21 protein-coding genes, 1 tRNA gene and 2 pseudogenes are annotated in these 17,519 nt (G+C 65.5%); 4 read left to right on the plus strand and 20 right to left on the minus strand.

Translation table 11 applies throughout. From position 1 onward, the window contains the following. From AB4Z09_RS27190 to AB4Z09_RS27245, 12 genes and pseudogenes are all read right to left on the minus strand, one after another. The coding region (locus tag AB4Z09_RS27190; RefSeq protein WP_442241171.1) for a hypothetical protein at window positions 1-441 on the minus strand (441 nt) is incomplete at its 3' end. A 161-nt stretch (window positions 442-602) separates the two neighbouring features. Continuing rightward, on the minus strand, window positions 603-1,301 hold the full coding sequence (locus AB4Z09_RS27195) for a CPBP family intramembrane glutamic endopeptidase (RefSeq protein WP_442241172.1): 699 nt from the start codon (window positions 1,299-1,301) through the stop codon (window positions 603-605). 64 nt (window positions 1,302-1,365) lie between these two features. Then, window positions 1,366-1,698: a hypothetical protein gene (locus AB4Z09_RS27200; RefSeq protein ID WP_442241173.1), complete on the minus strand. Its 333-nt coding sequence runs from the start codon at window positions 1,696-1,698 to the stop codon at window positions 1,366-1,368. 420 nt (window positions 1,699-2,118) lie between these two features. After that, window positions 2,119-2,364 carry a hypothetical protein gene (locus AB4Z09_RS27205; RefSeq protein WP_442241174.1) on the minus strand — a complete coding sequence of 82 codons (246 nt, stop codon included), beginning with the start codon at window positions 2,362-2,364 and terminating at the stop codon, window positions 2,119-2,121. After that, window positions 2,361-2,588, minus strand: coding sequence for a hypothetical protein (locus AB4Z09_RS27210; RefSeq protein ID WP_442241175.1), 228 nt, complete (start codon window positions 2,586-2,588; stop codon window positions 2,361-2,363). Before AB4Z09_RS27210 ends, AB4Z09_RS27205 begins: the two co-directional genes overlap by 4 nt. A 710-nt stretch (window positions 2,589-3,298) precedes the next feature. Next, complete coding sequence (locus AB4Z09_RS27215) at window positions 3,299-3,535, minus strand: hypothetical protein (RefSeq protein WP_442241176.1); 237 nt, start codon at window positions 3,533-3,535, stop codon at window positions 3,299-3,301. A 333-nt stretch (window positions 3,536-3,868) separates the two neighbouring features. Continuing rightward, a pseudogene (locus AB4Z09_RS27220) lies at window positions 3,869-3,994 on the minus strand (hypothetical protein); the annotation flags it as partial. Window positions 3,995-4,073: 79 nt separating this feature from the next. Further along, a pseudogene (locus AB4Z09_RS27225) lies at window positions 4,074-4,595 on the minus strand (restriction endonuclease); the annotation flags it as partial. 234 nt (window positions 4,596-4,829) lie between these two features. Continuing rightward, on the minus strand, window positions 4,830-5,198 hold the full coding sequence (locus tag AB4Z09_RS27230; protein ID WP_442241177.1) for a hypothetical protein: 369 nt from the start codon (window positions 5,196-5,198) through the stop codon (window positions 4,830-4,832). Window positions 5,199-5,475: 277 nt separating this feature from the next. Beyond that, the gene (locus AB4Z09_RS27235; RefSeq protein WP_442241178.1) at window positions 5,476-6,231 is read right to left on the minus strand and encodes a hypothetical protein; all 756 of its coding nucleotides are present in this window, start codon (window positions 6,229-6,231) and stop codon (window positions 5,476-5,478) included. Between the two features lie 275 nt (window positions 6,232-6,506). Beyond that, window positions 6,507-7,640 (minus strand): hypothetical protein, encoded by a 1,134-nt coding sequence (locus AB4Z09_RS27240; RefSeq protein WP_442241179.1) that lies wholly within the window; start codon window positions 7,638-7,640, stop codon window positions 6,507-6,509. Window positions 7,641-8,039: 399 nt separating this feature from the next. Next, complete coding sequence (locus AB4Z09_RS27245) at window positions 8,040-8,459, minus strand: hypothetical protein (protein WP_442241180.1); 420 nt, start codon at window positions 8,457-8,459, stop codon at window positions 8,040-8,042. A gap of 695 nt (window positions 8,460-9,154) precedes the next feature. Here AB4Z09_RS27245 and AB4Z09_RS27250 point away from each other — a divergent pair. Then, on the plus strand, window positions 9,155-10,093 hold the full coding sequence (locus AB4Z09_RS27250; protein ID WP_442241181.1) for a hypothetical protein: 939 nt from the start codon (window positions 9,155-9,157) through the stop codon (window positions 10,091-10,093). A gap of 99 nt (window positions 10,094-10,192) precedes the next feature. Here the strand turns inward: AB4Z09_RS27250 and AB4Z09_RS27255 are convergent, their stop codons facing one another. Continuing rightward, window positions 10,193-11,059, minus strand: a complete 867-nt coding sequence (locus AB4Z09_RS27255) for a hypothetical protein (RefSeq protein ID WP_442241182.1) — start codon at window positions 11,057-11,059, stop codon at window positions 10,193-10,195. 856 nt (window positions 11,060-11,915) lie between these two features. On the opposite strand from AB4Z09_RS27255, the gene AB4Z09_RS27260 reads away from it, so the two are divergent. After that, entirely contained in the window at window positions 11,916-12,218 is a 303-nt protein-coding gene (locus AB4Z09_RS27260) for a DUF3024 domain-containing protein (RefSeq protein ID WP_442241183.1), read from the plus strand. Window positions 12,219-12,304: 86 nt separating this feature from the next. Here the strand turns inward: AB4Z09_RS27260 and AB4Z09_RS27265 are convergent, their stop codons facing one another. The 4 genes from AB4Z09_RS27265 to AB4Z09_RS27280 all read right to left on the minus strand — a co-directional run bounded on the left by AB4Z09_RS27265 (window position 12,305) and on the right by AB4Z09_RS27280 (window position 14,066). Next, on the minus strand, window positions 12,305-12,661 hold the full coding sequence (locus tag AB4Z09_RS27265) for a hypothetical protein (RefSeq protein ID WP_442241184.1): 357 nt from the start codon (window positions 12,659-12,661) through the stop codon (window positions 12,305-12,307). Beyond that, window positions 12,658-13,134, minus strand: a complete 477-nt coding sequence (locus AB4Z09_RS27270) for a hypothetical protein (RefSeq protein WP_442241185.1) — start codon at window positions 13,132-13,134, stop codon at window positions 12,658-12,660. Before AB4Z09_RS27270 ends, AB4Z09_RS27265 begins: the two co-directional genes overlap by 4 nt. 93 nt (window positions 13,135-13,227) lie before the next feature. After that, window positions 13,228-13,773, minus strand: a complete 546-nt coding sequence (locus tag AB4Z09_RS27275; RefSeq protein ID WP_442241186.1) for a hypothetical protein — start codon at window positions 13,771-13,773, stop codon at window positions 13,228-13,230. Beyond that, on the minus strand, window positions 13,746-14,066 hold the full coding sequence (locus AB4Z09_RS27280; protein ID WP_442241187.1) for a hypothetical protein: 321 nt from the start codon (window positions 14,064-14,066) through the stop codon (window positions 13,746-13,748). The genes AB4Z09_RS27275 and AB4Z09_RS27280 overlap by 28 nt, the downstream gene beginning before the upstream one ends. Before the next feature lie 167 nt (window positions 14,067-14,233). Here AB4Z09_RS27280 and AB4Z09_RS27285 point away from each other — a divergent pair, with 167 nt between their 5' ends. Continuing rightward, on the plus strand, window positions 14,234-14,953 hold the full coding sequence (locus AB4Z09_RS27285; RefSeq protein WP_442241188.1) for an endonuclease/exonuclease/phosphatase family protein: 720 nt from the start codon (window positions 14,234-14,236) through the stop codon (window positions 14,951-14,953). A gap of 671 nt (window positions 14,954-15,624) precedes the next feature. Here the strand turns inward: AB4Z09_RS27285 and AB4Z09_RS27290 are convergent. Together AB4Z09_RS27290 and AB4Z09_RS27295 are read right to left on the minus strand one after the other, a co-directional pair. Continuing rightward, the gene (locus tag AB4Z09_RS27290) at window positions 15,625-15,990 is read right to left on the minus strand and encodes a hypothetical protein (protein ID WP_442241189.1); all 366 of its coding nucleotides are present in this window, start codon (window positions 15,988-15,990) and stop codon (window positions 15,625-15,627) included. 508 nt (window positions 15,991-16,498) lie between these two features. Further along, a tRNA-Leu gene (locus AB4Z09_RS27295) sits at window positions 16,499-16,582 on the minus strand. Window positions 16,583-16,908: 326 nt separating this feature from the next. On the opposite strand from AB4Z09_RS27295, the gene AB4Z09_RS27300 reads away from it, so the two are divergent. Then, complete coding sequence (locus AB4Z09_RS27300) at window positions 16,909-17,265, plus strand: hypothetical protein (RefSeq protein WP_442241190.1); 357 nt, start codon at window positions 16,909-16,911, stop codon at window positions 17,263-17,265. A gap of 43 nt (window positions 17,266-17,308) precedes the next feature. Here AB4Z09_RS27300 and AB4Z09_RS27305 read toward each other — a convergent pair. Beyond that, window positions 17,309-17,519, minus strand: a 211-nt coding sequence (locus AB4Z09_RS27305; RefSeq protein ID WP_442241191.1) for an IS3 family transposase, incomplete at its 5' end; no start/stop codon positions are given.

The following is a 17,519-nucleotide window of genomic DNA, read 5'->3' on the forward strand; positions in this document are numbered from 1 at the left end:
GCTGCGCCGCGGCCGGCCGTTGGAACTGTCAGCAGGGGTAGGTGTCGGCCTGAACGTACGAGCGTGCACCATTCGCCAGCAGGGGTAGGTGTCGGCCTGAACGTACGAGCGTGCACCATTCGCGCGCAGCGCGATGTCTGCGCAGTGATTCGGCGCGGCGGCGGCGTAGCGGGTGGCCTCGTCGGTCGCCCACGCGTGGTTGTTGATGACGAGCTCCCAGCCCGGAATCGGGACACGGATGTCGGCGGCGTGCAGCGCCTGCGGGAGACCGCTGCGCTGCGCGGCGACACCGAGATTGTGRTCSACGTGGATGTTGTAGACGACCGGGTAGTTCAGCCCTCCGGGGATATCGCTTACTGCTCCYGCGGCGGCGGGCTGGACGAGCGCGGCAGCGAGGGCTGCTCCGGTCAACAAGGTGGTGGCGACGATACGACGAGCCATCAGGGGGATCCTCCCAATCCAAAATCAACAGCGCCCGGACAACCAGACCGGACATTAGGAACTTACCGGTCGGTATTCCAACGCGACATCCGGTCCGCGATTCGGCTCCGCGGCCACCGCCGGCACAGGTACAGCCGCGACGCGCTCGATATCGCAGGCGCTCAGCCCAAGGCAACGATTGCCGCGTTGAAGATTCCGTGAGCGAGGATCGGCGGCCAGATCGACCACGTGCGTAAGGCCAACGCTGTGAGGACGGCGGCTCCGCTGCCAGCGCTGATGACGTTGCCCCACCCGATCTTGTAGTGGGCCAGTCCGAATCGAACGATGACGCTGACGGTCACCCCCGGGAGCACCCAAGCGCGATGGGACGCATAACGCTGGGCGAGCAGTACGGGGCCACGGAACACGAGCTCTTCCGGTAGGGCCGTGGAGATGAACGAAAAAGCGAGCGCGCCAACCAGCCCGCCGGATGTTGCCGCCTCCGTACGGGCGTCGTTCGCCTCCTGCTGCGCCATCGTGAGTTCACCGGCATCGAATGCCAAGACGCCGGCCATGAGGAGTACCTGCACAAGCCACGCGATCGCGATGAGAACTGCCGTCATCGCCCAGCCGGTAGCCGGGCGCGTGAACCCGACCGCGGCAGCGCCTCGGCTGATCATCGCGCAGGCTCGACGCCAGGTCCTCTCGGAGAGCAACGCGCACGCGAACACAACGATGAACGCGGCGGCAATCGCCGGGATCTGATAGCAGCCGGTGCTGTTCATCGGATAGACCACGGCGAACGCTGCGAGGATGATCAGGATGCCGCCACGAATCGACACACGGTAGTCACGCTCATCTCTGCTGCGGCCGTCGCCCACCGGGCCCGCTGACACAGGCGTGTGGGGGCTGGCGGGCACCGGGTGGCTTCCGGTGTCGGCACCGTCATCCATCGAGCGCGCTGACTTCCACGGCTGTATCGGTGACGTCGACGAAGGTCGCGGTGTATTCGACGCCGTCGTCGGCGGTGGCGTGGTGGTCGATGATGGTGAACGCGTGCCCGGTGCCTGCGACGTCGGCGCTCGATCCGGTGTAGTCGGGATCGGTTTGGCAGCTGGCGTGTTCGATGATGAGGTCGCCGAGGACGTTCATGTTCTCTTTCGAGAGCTCGGCGGCCGGCACGGTCAGGTACACACCGCCTTCGGTGTCGCCGCTACCCCGGAGAGTGCGGATCGCCTGCTCGAGCACCTCGTCGATCTCGTGCTCACTCCACGCCATCTGTCCTCCTCACCGAACCAGCCAGTAAACCGATGGGACCGTACCCAACACTGGCGACACGAACGAATGCGGCAGCGACCCTGCGCGAGTCTCGGTCACCGCGCCCGGAAGCGATTCCGGGTGGCCAACAGGGCACTTCCGGTGGCGATGGCGCTCGCGATGAACAGCGCCACCGTGAGCAGGACGAAGAGCTGTCTGACCGACATCCCGGCCGCCCGGGCTGCGATGTCGATGGCGAGCGCCCCGGCAAGACCGAAGATCGTCGCCTGCCCGCATGGACTGACTCGTGAGCTGGATGCACCACTCGGGCCGCGGCCGGCCGCGTGTGATGCYGACCGCCGATGGCGACGTCGCTCGATAACCACCGTCAGCGGGAACCCCAGCCGCGCGTTCGGTGACCGACCACAGTGTGCTTGGGCGTCAGCCTGGGATTCCAGTCGACAGCTGATCAAACAGCTTGACCAGCACAGTAAACATTCCGACTGCGTTCAGGATTACGTTGGCCTGGCCATCTCCGTCGAGCCGCTCGATCTTCGCCTTGACCTGCTCGGTCCCCGTCTGCTGCAACGCGGCGTCGAACATCTCTGCCGCCAGAGCCAGGTGCTCAGGCTCGGGATCAAAGTCGAAGCCGAGAAACTCCGGTGGGAGATTGCCGATACTGCTCATCTGCGCCGGACGGCGGACATCCCGGGGTACTTCTCGTCCAAACCTGACACGCAGGTCTGCGCGATCAGCTCGGCCAGGTAGGGAGCCAAGCCGAGAGTGAGGATCTGAGACCAATCCTCCTCGGTCCCCAGATCCGCCAGTGTGAAGTCCTGATACGGATTCTCCAGGCGACTGCCCAACTTGTCGTTCACCACGTTCGAGATGAACTTGGTGACTCGGGCCACCGCAAGGTCATCCACTGGCCGTTTCAGGTCTCTCCTGCTGAGTGTGTGGGCGCCCTTGGCATCTGAGGCCGCTACCCAGTTCACGGCTTATATCTTGCCTCGTGCTCGAACCTTCTTGTCGAACAGCTGGTTCTCGTACAGCAGTCCGCAATGGGCGACAGAGTCGAAGGGCTCGCGCTCGACGTCCTCCGAAGTCGGCGGAAGCCATCGCCAGCCCCCACGCATTCGCTTCGACGCGGTCCAGATCGACCCGGCCACCGGTACGGGCATACACCCCACGCGCCGAGGTCAGAACCATGTCGGGCCGACGCGGTGATGAGTGACGCCCAGGTACAGGTGGCCATGCCTCCACCGGTCATCGTTGGAGACGCCGGCCACCGGGGGCGTGGGGCATTTGCTTGTCCGGGTCGGGGCGGCCGGTCCCAACGTAGATGCAACGTTGATCTTGGGATGATCTCAGCCGAGGTCTTCCCATTCGTCGGGGGTGGGACGCCCTTCGTGCAACGCGGTGCCCGARCACAGTCGGGGATGAGCCCGGGCACCGCGCAGCCGACCCTAGCCACCAGCGCCGCAGCGCGCGGCAACTGTGCTTCAACTCTCAATCAGCCCAGATCCTCCAGGGCCCTTCCCTCACCGGCTCGGCGGCACGCGGGCGCAGCCTACGGCTGCGGCCTTCTCGATTTCCTGCGCGAAACCGGAACACGTCCTGGTCAGAGCCCTTTTCGGTCGTCGGCCGGAACGGACTCCAGCGTAGAAAGATCGAGGAAGCGGAGGTTTCCGCGTCGGCCTTCGCAGTTAAGGCTGATCACCCGACATGAACCACCCGGCGCTTCGACTACCGCCTCATCAGCGAGGTGGTAGTGCCCGTGCACCAGCAGTTTCGGCTGCACCGCACGGGCGGCCACGGTCAGCCGGCGCCGGCCGATCGCCGCGTAAGCGAGCGCCATCGTCGACCAGCCTCCTGGATTACCCGCACACACGGAGTGCACAGCCGGGGTCCGCCACGGGCGTCCGGGGCGTCGTGGGTGAGCATCACGTCCGCGGGCCTGCCTGCGATGACCCGTGCGACATCGTCGCGAGCCGCTGATCCGCGGTCGGGGCTGCGCGCACCCGAGTCGATTCGGCGCCGTTGGAGTCACGCACCGAGATCGCACGGCTCGATCTTCACACCGAAACGGATAAGAAACCCTGGGGCAGGTCAAGTCAACTGAACTCGGGGCAGTCCCGTACTCGTTCAGTTGCTTGTCGAAGTAGACGTGCTGCTTGAAAAACGGGCGGTACGAAGCAGTTGTAACTGCCTCATGATCGAAGACCAGCTGGGTTCCCTTCGCGGCCAGCTTTCGCCATCCTCGGCTCCAGCTGATTACTCGAGGGTCCAGTCGTCGTCTGCGGATCGCACCCCGTATCTGTTGGCATGGCGCGGTTGTAGACGGTGATCATTCGTTCGAGGTTGCTTGCAAGTGCAACCCTGCTCGATTTATATGCCTGCTGGTGCAGGCGCGGATAGTGCCGCTTCGCCTCCGACAGCTCGACGTGCAGCTCACCGGCTGGCCACGAGATGTCCCAGTCGATCGGCGACTCGGCGATCTCAGCCAACCCGATCCGCTGCACCGGGGTCGTCTGGTCCTCGAGGGCGTCCTCGGCGTTGCGGCACCACCAGTCGGTGGTGGAGATGATCACCCGGTTCGTGAACGGCTTCTTCCCCGACGCGGTGAAGAACGAATCGATATCGCCCTTCGCGAGCGTGTGGGTCGGTTCGTAGAACTTGCACTGGACCGCCGTGTACGCGCCGGTGTCACGCTCTCGCGCGACCATGTCGATCCCGGTGTCCGGCTTGCCGTCGCGGCCCGGCCAGTCGATCCACCGCCACACCTCGTCGTACTGCTGCGACAGCATCCGGTCCAACTGGAAGTAGCGGACCATCAACTACTCGAACTCGGTGCCGCGCTCCGAGTTCGCCGGTGCCTGACGGACCGCCTCGATAACGTCGTGAACCGAACCCGACACCCTGACCCGCTTTCCTGAGATCCCGCACCAATGAGCAGCGCCGAACCGATCATCCAAGTTGACGGGTGAACGTTGCCGAGCAACTGCTGCACCCCCGACAAGCACCGCCCTACACGAGTGGCGTTCTCCCTGCCTGGACCCACTTCAGCTCGGCGTCGATGCCTGCAGATTCGGATCTGACCCCGTCATTGCATGGGCAGTGGTCACCGGGAGGAAACCAGGGTCGGGAACACGCTAGCTTCTGCGCCGGTCAACCATCCACAATCCGCCACCGACACCGAGGAACACCACCGTCATCCCACTCAGCACGAAGAGCAACGTCCGTCGATCTTCGTGCAGGCTCTCGCAGGCGTCGTACACATCGGAACCACGCTGCATGTCCGCCCACAAGTCGTTGACCGCGGCACGAACGGATGCCTCGGGAGATCGGCTGCTGCGGAAATACCCTTCAGGCCCGTCGTAGGTGGACTTGAACGTCCACGTATCCGACGCCGCCCAGACAGTTCCACAGTTGCCGCCCTCGGTGCGCATCGTCGTGAACATCAGCGGCACCGAGATGAGGACCAGCAGGACCGCGGCCGCCAAAGTCAGAATGCTCCCCACACGTCGACCCGACATACGGGTGCCCGACGGCGTGGGCTGCTCAGAAGACACGTACGGCTCTGTCATCGAAAAGGACTCCCCACCCTGACGCCCGACCGTTTCGGGCGAATAGCGTGATCGTAGATGCCGCCACCGACGCCCATCCGCGAGCAGCACCGAACAACCTTCGCGCGCCTTCGCACCTGACATAAGAGCGCCTTATCGGCGGCCGTAAACGACGGGCTCGGGCTGCTGCCGGCGGGAACCCTGCGCCGATGCCGGGGACTGCGCATCGTCGTCACGGCCTGTCCGGTCGACTGCAGATCACGGGAACCGGACGATCCCCGCGGGCGAAGAACCTGGTCACTGTGCCGTCGGATCCGATCCGGTATTCGAACTGATCCGACCATGCGTCGCGAAGACGAGCCGATATGTCCGTGAAACCGGTGCTGTCCTCCCTATGGACGATGGCGACCCTGCCTGGGGCGTAGCCCCAGCTACCGTCCCGACCCGTGGAGACCGAGAGTGCGGTCAGGGTTGCTGTCATGACACCGCCATGTCCGGTGGGGCCGAATTCCAGCAGCGACGGTCCGTCGCCGAAGCACAGCGGATCAATCATCTCCCGGCGGGAAATGATCACCACCACCATCTCGGGTCCGGGCTCTGGTATCCAGCCGTCGTTCGGTTCGCTGACTGCATCGCAGCAGCCGTAGAACGGCTCGGAGACATCCGAATACGAGACGGCACCGGTGGCCTCCGCGAGCGCCCGCGCTTCCACTTCGATGGAACGAAATCCGTTCTCGGGCTCGAGACGTCCGTCGTAGAGCGTCGATGCCCGGAACTGTGGCTCCATCTCGCCGTCGGTTGCGTAGTCCCCGACGACCACCAAGCGGCTACCGTGCCAGGGGCCCCGCGGGGCGATCAGAAGTGCGAGGCAGAACCCGACGGAGAAACGCCAGTTCGACAGTCCACCGAACTTCGCGTCCCCACCGACGGAGGCCGGCTGGAGATACTCCTTGGTGTCGACGTTGATCAGCGAGTGGTACTGGCCCATGTTTCCTCCGTTCGCGCGGGACATGACCAGGGGCAGATTTGATACCCCGCCCGATTTTCGGCGAGTACTCCGGGAACCCCGGTTCCGTAATCTCGACCGCTGCGTCCTGCGGTCGTTGATCGACTCCGGCCGGCTTCAGGAACGGATCAACGCACGCTGAACGGGAAGAGCCCGGCTGCCGGCGGTCAAAGAAGCGACGGCCGACGTCACCCGATACCAGTACTCGTCCGGTCGGATCCGCCGCGAATCGGTGGCTGGTGAGTTCAATTCCGATTTCAGGGGCGGTGATCGTCGGTGAACACCGTCGTCACATACCAGTCGGGCCCGTTGAAGTAGTGCAGGTACGGGCCCCACGTCGCGATGTCGCCCTGTTCGAGGGGCCGGCCGTCGGGGAAGGTGACGATGCTGATGGCATCTGCCTCGCCGGGGCGCCGCACGAACAGCGAGTCACGGTGTGGCCCGCCGCCGCCGAATCGGGCGAGCTGATCACCCGACGCGATCAGGGGCGCGCCCTTGTAGATGGGGTCGGGGATCGGCCGTCGCTGGCCATCGGGCCCGTGGCTGTCGATCACCCAGTCCGGGTAGCCGACGTACCAGAATCGGGTTCCGTCGGTGTGTGTGGCGTAGACCTCGACGATGTCGGTTCCCGTGTGACGGTCGATCACCTCGAGGTTGGTGTCGTACACCGTCATTCCGGTGTAGCYGGCRGTGTAGCGACCGTATCCACTGTTCTCGGCGACGTCGTCGAGTCGGATCACCGATCCCTCGATCAGCTCCCACCGATCGTCCTCGGTCCGGTACCAGGCACCGTCGCATCCCCGGAACGGTTTCTCGTCGAAGTAGGTGACCCAGATCTGCCCCGCCGCGCCGACCACGGGGCGGAGAGAGGCGTCACCGAAGCATCCGCTGGCCACGACCTCACCGTGCGGTGAGAGTACCCACGCGGTGACCGGGACATCGTCGTCGTCGGGTTCCTGCACACGCACCTGCGTCCCCAGCCAGTTGCCCCCGGGCATCGGCACGATGTAGTCCACGTCCTCCGGGAAGCTCGATTCCGAGATGCCGGACATCGAGTCCACCTCGGTTTCAACAGTGATCACCCGGTGACCGGTATCGTCACGCCAGTCGACGACCATGRCCCCGTCGTAGCGGGGGAAGGCTTCGACGATCTCCATTCCGGGTGACGGCGATTCGATCCGCTTCACGAAACGCAGCGGAGTCGTCGGATACCGACCCTCGGCGAGGAGTTCCTCCACCCCTCGCTGCCGTCGGGCCGCGATCTCCCGCTCGCGTGCGCGGCGATCCTCGGTCGGCGGCATATGCGACATGATCTGTGACCAGGCATCGGAGGTGACGGCCACATCATCGCTGCCTGGAAGGCTCGGTGTTGCCGGAGAGTCATCGGTCATGCAGGACATGGTGGACCAGGGCACCGACATGGTCGGGCGCGCAGGGCTGCTCCTCGGCCCCGCCGCTGCCGCCAGCCAAGTATCCGGTCCATGCCCGTGGCGCTGCGGCGTCGCCGCCCGAAACATGCCGTGCCCCAGCCGGCCTGAAAGTCCGATCGGCAGCAGATCCCGCGGGGCGGCCGCATGAATGTGCGGTGCGGCGTCGTCGGCGCGTACCGTCGACTCGTCCGGGCGTGAGCCCCCTCTGCCAGCCGTTGAATGATCGGCCGTCGGAACGCGGAGGAGCGTGGCCCCGCCCGGACGCCACCAGGTATCGGTTCGGTCCGAGGCACCCCGGGCCGGCGGAGGTGTCCTGGGGCCGTATCGGCGATCGCAGTCCGAGTCGCCGCTGGTGAGCGGTCAGGGAACCGTCCAGATCCCGGCACCCGGAAGTATCGCCACGGGCGTGTACCCGGGCGTCACGGGTGGCGGCGTGACGGTGGCGACCACGACACCAGGCCCGGTGTAGGCGTCGACGCTCGGATACCCGAGGTACACGGAGTCGGCCATACCGGTCGAGAGGTTGCGCCAATGAATGACGACGCAGCAGTAGATGCCGGCGGGCCGGAACCGGGTGACGCCCGGCATCGCGGTGTCGGTGCCGGCGATCAGGTAGCCGGCGCCCGCACTCGGCAGGCCCGGCACGACGATCCCCACTCCGGCGAGGGGAATCGGGAAGACGGTGTCGACCGGCGCGGCAGCCACCGGCCCGCCCGCCGCGAGCACCACGATCCCGGCCCCGACCCCGGCGACGAGTGCTCGTCGTAGCTGTCGTGTCATCCGTGCACCTCCCGGACACGGCCCACCCCGCGTCCCGAACACCGGTGGCGGCCGAACGATACGGATCAGCCTATGCCCGCCACCCTGCTGTCACGCCCAGAACGACCCGGTCACCGCGACACCCTGCCACCTCGTCGCCGCGCTTCCCGGTGTAGGCGTGCGCCGCGTGATTGGATTTCCGATAATCCAGAGCTTCCGTCCAAGGCAGACTTCGGAGTCTCGACCAGCGCATCTCGAAAAAACCAGCCCTCGTCCACCCGGGAGTATCAGATCACCGATAGAAGAGATGCGCGACCCAGAACAGCTCGTTGCCGAATTGCGCCGCGGGAAAGACCGCCAAACCGCAGCCCATATCTAACGCCTGCGGTGTCTGCACCAACTACGCGACTGCGGTGCGACTACACGCAGGTCCGACTAGCGAAGCTCGTCGGAGCGAGTCAGCCGACAATCAGCTCCCCTCCTGACCGCGAAGACCTGGCAGAACAGGTTTTCAGGGCACCGAAGTTCCAGACCACGCCGCGACCACCGCGGCAGTGACGATGGTGTCCCGGAACCGTTCGATTTCGGGACGGCAGCTCCGTAGCGGGCCGTGGAGCGTTCGTCGAGTCAGTCAGCTTCACGCCCGTCAGCTGTGAGGGCGAATCCGACACGCATGTGAGATTGTAAATTGACGCTCTCGGGGGACGAACCGCTTAATGGCAACACATGCCGTGGGAAAGGCTGCGAATCGCAAGGAAGGGCTCGTCAAGACGACTGCCCTGACTGCCGAACTTCAACTGGTAGCGGCACAGGCCAAGCCCGGCGACCAGATCACCCTCGCTGAAGGAAAGTACTACTTCGGCGCCGACAAGTACGTCAGCCTTGCGATCAGGGGTGCCGGAAGTCCTGAGCGAGCGATCCTCACCGGCGGACGGCTCACGTTCCAAGGCACCTCTTCCCTCAGCAACTGCACGATCGAGTGCTCCAAATTCGGCAAGCCTGCCCTCGCGGTTCACGTCAGCGGCTCGGGCTCCACGCTCCGACTGCAAAACGTCGTGGTCACGTCCCCGGCCCGAACGCACAACCGGCCCCACGTCCTTGTCGGTCCTGGCACTACGACCTGGGCCTACGGCTCGTCACTCGGGCGGGTGGTCGTGGATGGCGGGACCCTCCATCTAAGCCCAAGCAACTCAGTCAGCGATCTCACCTGCTTGAATGGCGGCGCCGTCTATCAGGTCCCCGACCCGACCAACTACCATTCGCCACCCACGCATCTACTTGGCGCCGTCTACGCCAACAGCCAGATCTACGCTGAGCAATATGTTCCAGCTCAGCAAGAGCAGAAAGCGAAACTCCGTGCGAGGCTAGACAAAGCCGAATGCAAAGCGCAGGAGTGTTGGCAGCGAGCGCACGCGCTTGATCGCGAGATAAAAAAACGGCTTGACGTGATGGACATGCTAGATAGCCGTCACTCCTACATCAATGTAGCTACGGGACAGAGGTATTTGCAGGACCGATATATTGCCACATGGAATGAGCAAGCACGTGCCGCCAGAGAACTCACTCGACAGCAGCGAGGAGCCGAAGCGGTGGCCGCGCGGGCGGAGAAGCAGGCCGCGCGGCTCCGGCGCAAGATGAGCGAACTCGACGCCTAGGCCGGTCCAAGCAAGAGCCTTTTGCCTTGCACCATCGCGGGACGGTTCACTCCGTAGTTTCCACCCGGATTCCGGTGGAAACTACGGAGACCCCTATCTCTAGCGGCGTGAGTGGTGCGGCTGATGGAAGTGGACTGTTCCGTCCGGACCGACCCAGATCCAGTACCCGGACGGAACCGACGAGAAGGTCACGTCGGCGCTGATCCGGCGCCCTCGCAGCTGCGCTGCATCGACATCGACCCCGGTCAGATCGGCAGCGGTTGAGTCTCCCTCACCCTCTAACGTGTGAGCGAGTGGGAGCTCTCCGACGAGGGGAATCGTCTTGAGTGAGTCTCCGGTGGTGACGCGACCCCAGCCGGTGTGGTCGATTTCCATTGCCGCGCAGATGTACCGGTCGTGTTTGGGCCCGGATAGTCCGGCAAGGATCCGGGGGCGATCGGGGGTGCCGGCGGCCCAGTTGTCGATGGTGTGTTGTGGGATCTGCCAGACCCCGCGCACCGCCGCGGCCACGACCCTGTCGTCGATATTGGTCGGGTCGATAGGGCTGCGAGTGTCATGTACGAAGCGGGTCTCACCGGTGCGGACGATCAGGATGCCACCGGCCTCACGTCCGATCTCGGGTAACGATGCCGGATCGACTAGGCGGCGTCCGGCCGCAGCGGAAGGCACTCCCAACGGTGTGAATCCGTCACCGTGCCCGGCGATCCGGTTCAGCAAGTTGAACGACCCGGGGATGGACAAGGCGCTGATCATGGCCGCTTCGACGGCTTCTGCGGTAACTCGATTGGGGCAACGCATGGTCTCTGTGGCGATCTTCCCGGCCATGATGAGTTTGGCAAGGGCCGGGTTGTCGCCGTGCGGGTCGACGGCCCTTTTGTAGTTGTCGCCGATGCCGACGTAAACAATCCGCTGGTTATCGTTTCTGCGCAGAACGTAGACATAACATGGACTCTCGGCGGACATCATGGGTCCCTTCAGGTTTGCCGGGGCACCATCTCGGGCCGACCTTCACCCCCGGTGGGTGGAGGCACGGGTTCTCGCCCTATGCGTGAACTCCTCCGGCATCGAGGACAGTACGACGGGCCACTGACACCGCCTGGCAGTGTCAGTGGGCGAGGCTAGCCTTCTGTCCCGATCCTCATTCACTTCCGCCCCATAGGAGCCACCGTGCCTCGCCCAAATCTGTCCAACGGCAGCATCGGTCGTCCCCCATCCGCCCCTCCGATGCCTCCGTGGGGCGGCGGACCGAAGCCTGCGGTCCACTGGCCAGCACCCGAGGACGGGCCGACGAACCATCGGTGCGGAATCCGACTCGACGTCATCGGGAACAGGTTCGGTGACCTGACCGACGGTGGGGTCAGCGCCGCTGTCTGCCATGTCACGGTGGTCGCACTGTTCGGCACGGTAAACGGTCACGGCGTGGTCCCAATCCCACGAAAGTGGGCCACTGATCTCTCCGACGCCACCGCTCCGCCAATGCTCCTGCATCTACGCGAGGGCCTCAGCCACGCCCTGGTACCAGCAAAGTGGAACGCGGAGCAGAAAACGTGGACGAGGTTGCATCCAASTACGGTCAGCGGAGGCAACAGTGCACAGCCCACTGACGAGCGGATCGCACAGTTGGTCCACGATGTCCTCGGATACGCAAGCCGCACCACCCTCCTCGACATCCACGATAGGGCCTCGTTCTACGACCCTGATTCCGACTGGATGTAGTCGCTACTAGGTCCCCGACGCGCAGCGCGACTGGCACGACCACACCGGTGCCCGGCGCTCACTTTGTCCTGCGCCAAATGCACAGCGAAGTGGAGGATGACCGGTCGTGAGTGGAGCGGGGCTTCCTGAACTCGATGTCGAGCGTGTGCGGCGGTATTGCGCGAGCCGGATCCCGGAGCATCTGCACGGTGAGCTTCGCATCGAGTGCGACGTCGCGCCGCGGCATGTGACGATCTGCGAGCGCCGCCCGCCCTGGCATCCGGATTTCGGCACCGAGTGGACCCGGTTCCCGGGCGCCCGACTGCACTACATCGAACGCACCGGCCTGTGGACGCTGCACTGGTGGGACCGGAACCTGAAGTTCCACCGCTACGACCCGATCTATCTCCACAGTCCGGTGCCACGCTGAACAGTGCGGGCACCGGGCTGTGGACGAGCTGCCCCTTCGGGGCTCGCGGGGCGTTCCCCAGCGCGACTGCGCCTGTGGCGGCGCAGTCAGTCCGTTGCTTTGGGGTGGCCGGTGCTGGCAGCTTTGATCCACAGGGTGCGGCGGGGGCTGTCGACGAGGTACCAGATCCGCCCGCCGGCGGTGACCTCGTACTGCCACTGCTCCATCACCGCCCCGCCGTGGGAGGCTGTGGCGAGGGAGCCTTTGAGCTGGTGGTGCCGCGGGGTCGGCGCGGGGGTGTCGGGGTGTGAGCGCAGCTCGTTCCAGGCGGTGAGGGTGTTCGCCGGCGCCTGCTGGCACAGTGCGTCCCAGCCCTTGACGGCGTCGGTGGTGGCGAACCGTAGCTCCCATCCACCGGCCGGGTCTGCGGGTGGAGCGACCCGGTCGCCGCGTTTCGGGCTCACGCAGCGTCCGGGGCGGGGACGGCACCGAGGTCCTCATCGGTGTCGGCCGCCAGGATCGCCGCCAGCTCAGGGTCGGCCAGCACCTCCGCGGTGTGCCGCCAAGCCTCGATCACCTGCACCACCGGGGCCGGGTTGTCGAGCGATTCCGCCGCCCGCAGCGTTGCCACCAGCTCGACGACGAACTCCTGCACCTCCTCGCGGGAGAGGAACGCCACCCACGGGAACACCTCGGGCAGCACATCGGTGACCAACTCCCGCGCCCGCGGATCGCGCTGCATCAACGCCACGAACATCCGTGTCGTCACCGACGCCGCCGTGTGCTCGAGCTCCGCCCGCGCCGCCGTGGTCAACACCAGATCTTCGGCGTCACGACGTCGCACCAGCAGCGACTGGGCCGGCGAGCRGCGCAGCCGCTCGACCGTCGCCTTCCCCTGCAACTGCAGCTCCGAAAACGTCACCTCATCCACACTCATATATTAAAAGTACTTCTAAAGTATGGATCTGTCGATCGGGTAGTGCCGCGTGATCGGCTGCCCGCCCGGGCCCTCCCGCCCGACCTGTGCACGTCAGGGCTCGCGGCGGACGGGATCTGCAGCGAGCTCGGCCATGATCTCCCGGAGCAGAGCGGAGTGTTCTTCCCAGGTCGCTGACCGTATGGCGGGCATCGCGAGAGTCCGGTGGAGCGGGTCGCAGGAGTCGACGTGCCGCTCACACCAATGGAGCCATGCGGTGGCCGCCTGGCGGGCGGGCTCGTCGGCGAGGGTGTCGATCCGGACTGACATCGCGGCGAGGTACTGGCGCAGCGCGGTCGCGTGCTGCCAGGCGGCGAGTTGCCGGTCGAGCACTTCGGCGCGCACGTTCTCGGTGTGCCAGCCCGCGATGAGCTGTTCGGCGGCTTCTCTCCTGCGGTTCTTCTCTTCGAACGCCCGCTGCTCGGCCGCCTTGCGGGCTTCTTCCCGGTCGACCGCGTTCTCGATCATCTCCATGGCGTCGGCCAGATGGTCCTCGATCCGAACCTTGAGGGTTTTCGAGTCGTCCCACTGCTTCTCCCACCCGTGGAAGACGTCACCGTAGAGGCACAGCTTCAGCCGTTTGCCGGTGTGGTGTCCCATTTCGAGGGCCGCCTCCATTCCCACGTGCGCTGCTCTTCGAGTTCCTTCGGTGTGGGTGTGTGCGGGGTGTAGTCGTCGCGCTGGTGCAGGCTGACGAAGAACCGGTGGGACCGGATGCCGATGACGAGTTGCCCGTTTTCCTTGTGGGTGTGGCGGCCGCCCCCGTACGAGGCGACTATCGGCAGAGGGGCCCGCCGGAACTGGCCGCGTGGACGAGCCGCGAAATCCGGGTGCGGTGCGCCGCCGCCGGCGCGTACCGTCGGCTCGTCCAGGCGGGGTTCCCCCCTCTGCAAGCCGTTGAATGATCGGCCGTCGGAACGCGGGGGCAATGGGGCCCCGCCCGGACGCCACCTGGCACTGGTTCGGCCCTGGCGCCGACCGCGGGAAGCAGAGGCGGTGTCATCTCGTCGGCTACCGGCGGTACACCTGCAGGTCGAAGGGCCGCCGTAGGGTGCCGAGCGTGGACAACACCGAGATCACCGTCGCGACCTGGAACACCGAGTGGGCGCCTGCCGACGGCCCGAGGGGCTCGATGGTCCGCCAGCGACTGTCCACCACCGCCGCGGACGTCATCGTGGTCACCGAAGGGCGTCGGGGACTCCTGCCGGATGGCGGGCACGTTGTCGACGCCGGCGACGACTGGGGGTACCCGCGCAAGCCGGATCGCCGAAAGGTGCTGCTGTGGTCTCGCTGGCCGCTCACCGATGTCGACCGCTTGACCACAGGCGGAGCAGCCGGGCGGGTGGTGACCGCGCTGACCGCCGCACCTGGCGGGCCGATCCGGATCGTCGCCGTGTGCATTCCGTGGACCCACGCGCATGTGAGCACCGGACGGAAGGACGCGACGGCGTGGTCAGAGCACCTCGACTGCCTCGACCAACTCGACACCCTCGCCGCCCGCTTCGACCCGGCCATCCCGACAGTTGTCGCCGGGGACTTCAACCAGCGCATCCCCCGGGCCCGTCAGCCGGTCCGGGTCGCCGCCCGCCTCGCCGAGGTGATAGACCGGTGGACGATCCACACCGCTGGCGACGTCGACCACGGCCCGCTGATCGACCACGTCGCCTCCGACCCGACGTGCACCGAACTGCGCACCTGGCCCGGGCACTCCACCGAACTCCGGCTCAGCGATCACTCGGGGGTCATGTGCCGACTGATGCCAGCAGAGCCGACGTCGTAATCCCCAATATCAGCACCTTGGCCGGGCGCGGTGGCTGTCCTCAGCCGGGTAACCCACCCGAGATGACTGAGCGCACGCCCCCTGCCGGCGCGGGGCGACCGACGCACACCGCGTGTTTCCCGGCGGGCAGAGTCTTCGGACCCAGGCGGGCGTACAGCCGTCGGCGCAGCCGCCGGGCCTCGCCGACCAGCTCGCGTTCGCGTGGGGTCAGCGGCCGGGCAGACTCGATCGTCGTCGCCGTCCGCAGAAATTCCTCGACACGGGCCAGCCCGGCCCGGGCGACACGCTAACGTTTGCTGCCGACCGGTGTCGGCGCCTTCCCTTCGCGGCCTTTGCTTCTGCCCATAGCCCGGATACTCGCACACCCCAACGACATCGGCTCTCGTCAAATGCGCAGCCGCACGCCGACGGTGACGCTCACCACGCACGAACTACCCGATCCGCCCCATAGCATCGCCTGCCGCTTTGTCTCGACAGATCGAGGCACCAGAACCTTCCGCAACATCACCGGGGCCGTGAATGATCACGCTCCCAAATCCTCTTGGGGGTGAGGCACTGTGGCGATTCATACCGAGAGAAGAGCTAAACCGATGCGCCAAAGCCGGATCCACCGGAAATCCGATACGCCTGTAGAAGACTGGGATGTACGGCTAGTCGAACGTCAACTCGAGTTAACTGTCCGTCGCCAGGATGTCGACGACGACAGGATCGACCATGTTCTTCGAATGTTCTTCGACCATCGTTCGGTGCGCCTGCATCGCATGCTCTTCGGTCGCGGAGGGAATGATGTCGATGCGCTTGCCGTTCGCGTCGAACACCGCAGTCTGGAAGATCATGGGCTGCGGGTAGTCGCCGAGCTCCACATCGCCTCCCACCCAGATCGTTGAAACCACCGAACTCTGCGTCCAATCTGCTGCATCGGTGACAGTGGATCGAGCAACATGATCGAGGTTTTGCCTGATCAGATCGCGCGCCTCATCGCGCGTGATCGCCCTGCCCTGCCGGTCATAGAACTGAACGTCCTGATCGTGTGTCATCGGCCTTCTCGGTAGTAGTCGCCAACCTCGATACGATCGTATGCGCCCGGCACATCGCGCAGGGAGCACAGCACAGCGATAGGAGCGTGCGTGTCTGGCGCGCCGCCAAGCTACCTCCCGAGCCACGTCGGAACGACGTACTGGATCGGTGGCGTGAGCACCTGCTCGAGTTCCCGAGCATCGGCCGGCCTTCACGAACCACCGCTCCTCATCACACGCTGACGGCACCCGCCACCCGATCGAATGCGCTCAGTGTTCCAGCCGCAGCCGACAATCCACCAAACGGCCACCGCCGACCACACCCCTCCGCATCCATCTGCCGCTCCCACGAAGGCCTGCAATTGGCCGAGCCCAGATACGCGGTACACGGACAGCTCCGCCGATCCCACCGACCTATCAGCCGAAGGGGCGGGCCACCCGGCGTGTGCAATGCCGGCGGACGCGAGGCGGGGCGACACATCATCCGGGTGCGGGGCCAAGCCGGGTAGACGGTCACGTCCCGGTTCGGTGCCCGCCGGGGGAATCGAACCCCCACACCCTCACGGGTACCGGATTTTGAATCCGGCGCGTCTGCCAATTCCGCCAGGCGGGCGTATATGTAGTCGATGACCGAGTGTGCCAGAGCCTGACGATGATCCGGACCGGGGCCCGCACCGATTCGTCACCACGCGCCCCGTCGGATGACGCGTGCCGTCGCCGGTCCCAGCCCACCCGAAGGAGCCCGAACCGTGCCACCGTGGCCGCTCACCGGAGGTCATCGAACCGCTCGATCTACCGCCGGCTCACCCCGCTACCTTCTTCGTAGTCCCGCACCGCGGGTCCCTCGGTCGCCAGGTTTGGTCTTGGTGGGCCGCGAGCTCATTCAGCTGGCAAAGCACCACTGGCACGCCGCTAGTCGGTCCGACGAAAGCGACGAGATTGACGGCGCAGGCGAAGGTCGGAGCCAACCTGACCAATTGGTCTATTATGCCGGTTCATATATCCATCAGCCGCCCGTCGGGGCATGGGGCGAGCAAGGTACTAGGGGGGCCTGCGGGCGTGAAAGACGTTCGAATCGACAAACACAACAACTTGCGCTGTTGGAACTGTGGCGCCAAGGACGCGTTCACCGAGAAGCGCACATTCCGCTCCAAGGCGCTCGTGGGTGTCGGCGCACTCCTGACGAAGAAGAAGCTGAAGTGTCAGATATGCGGCGAGTACAACGACACCGGCTCAGCCAAGCCCTACGACGGTCCCGCCTCTCGCAAGTGGAGAAAGGTGCGCGGCGATGACTGAGTCATCATCGAGCTGAATGAATCGCCCCGGCATGTCTGGAGACTTACGAGTTTGAGAACTCAGCGATGGGCTGAGTTCGGTGATCACGGTAGTAGAGGGCCTCGTACTCCGCGGGCGGCAGGTCGCCGCAGTGCTCGTACAACCTGCGGTGGTTGAACCAGTCGACCCATTCGAGGGTGGCGACTTCGACCTGGTCAACGGTCCGCCACGGGCCCTGGGCCTTGATCAGTTCGGTCTTGTAGAGGCCGTTGATC

The organism is Rhodococcus sp. TAF43, assembly GCF_052113525.1.
In the GTDB taxonomy this organism is placed as follows: Bacteria; Actinomycetota; Actinomycetes; order Mycobacteriales; family Mycobacteriaceae; genus Prescottella.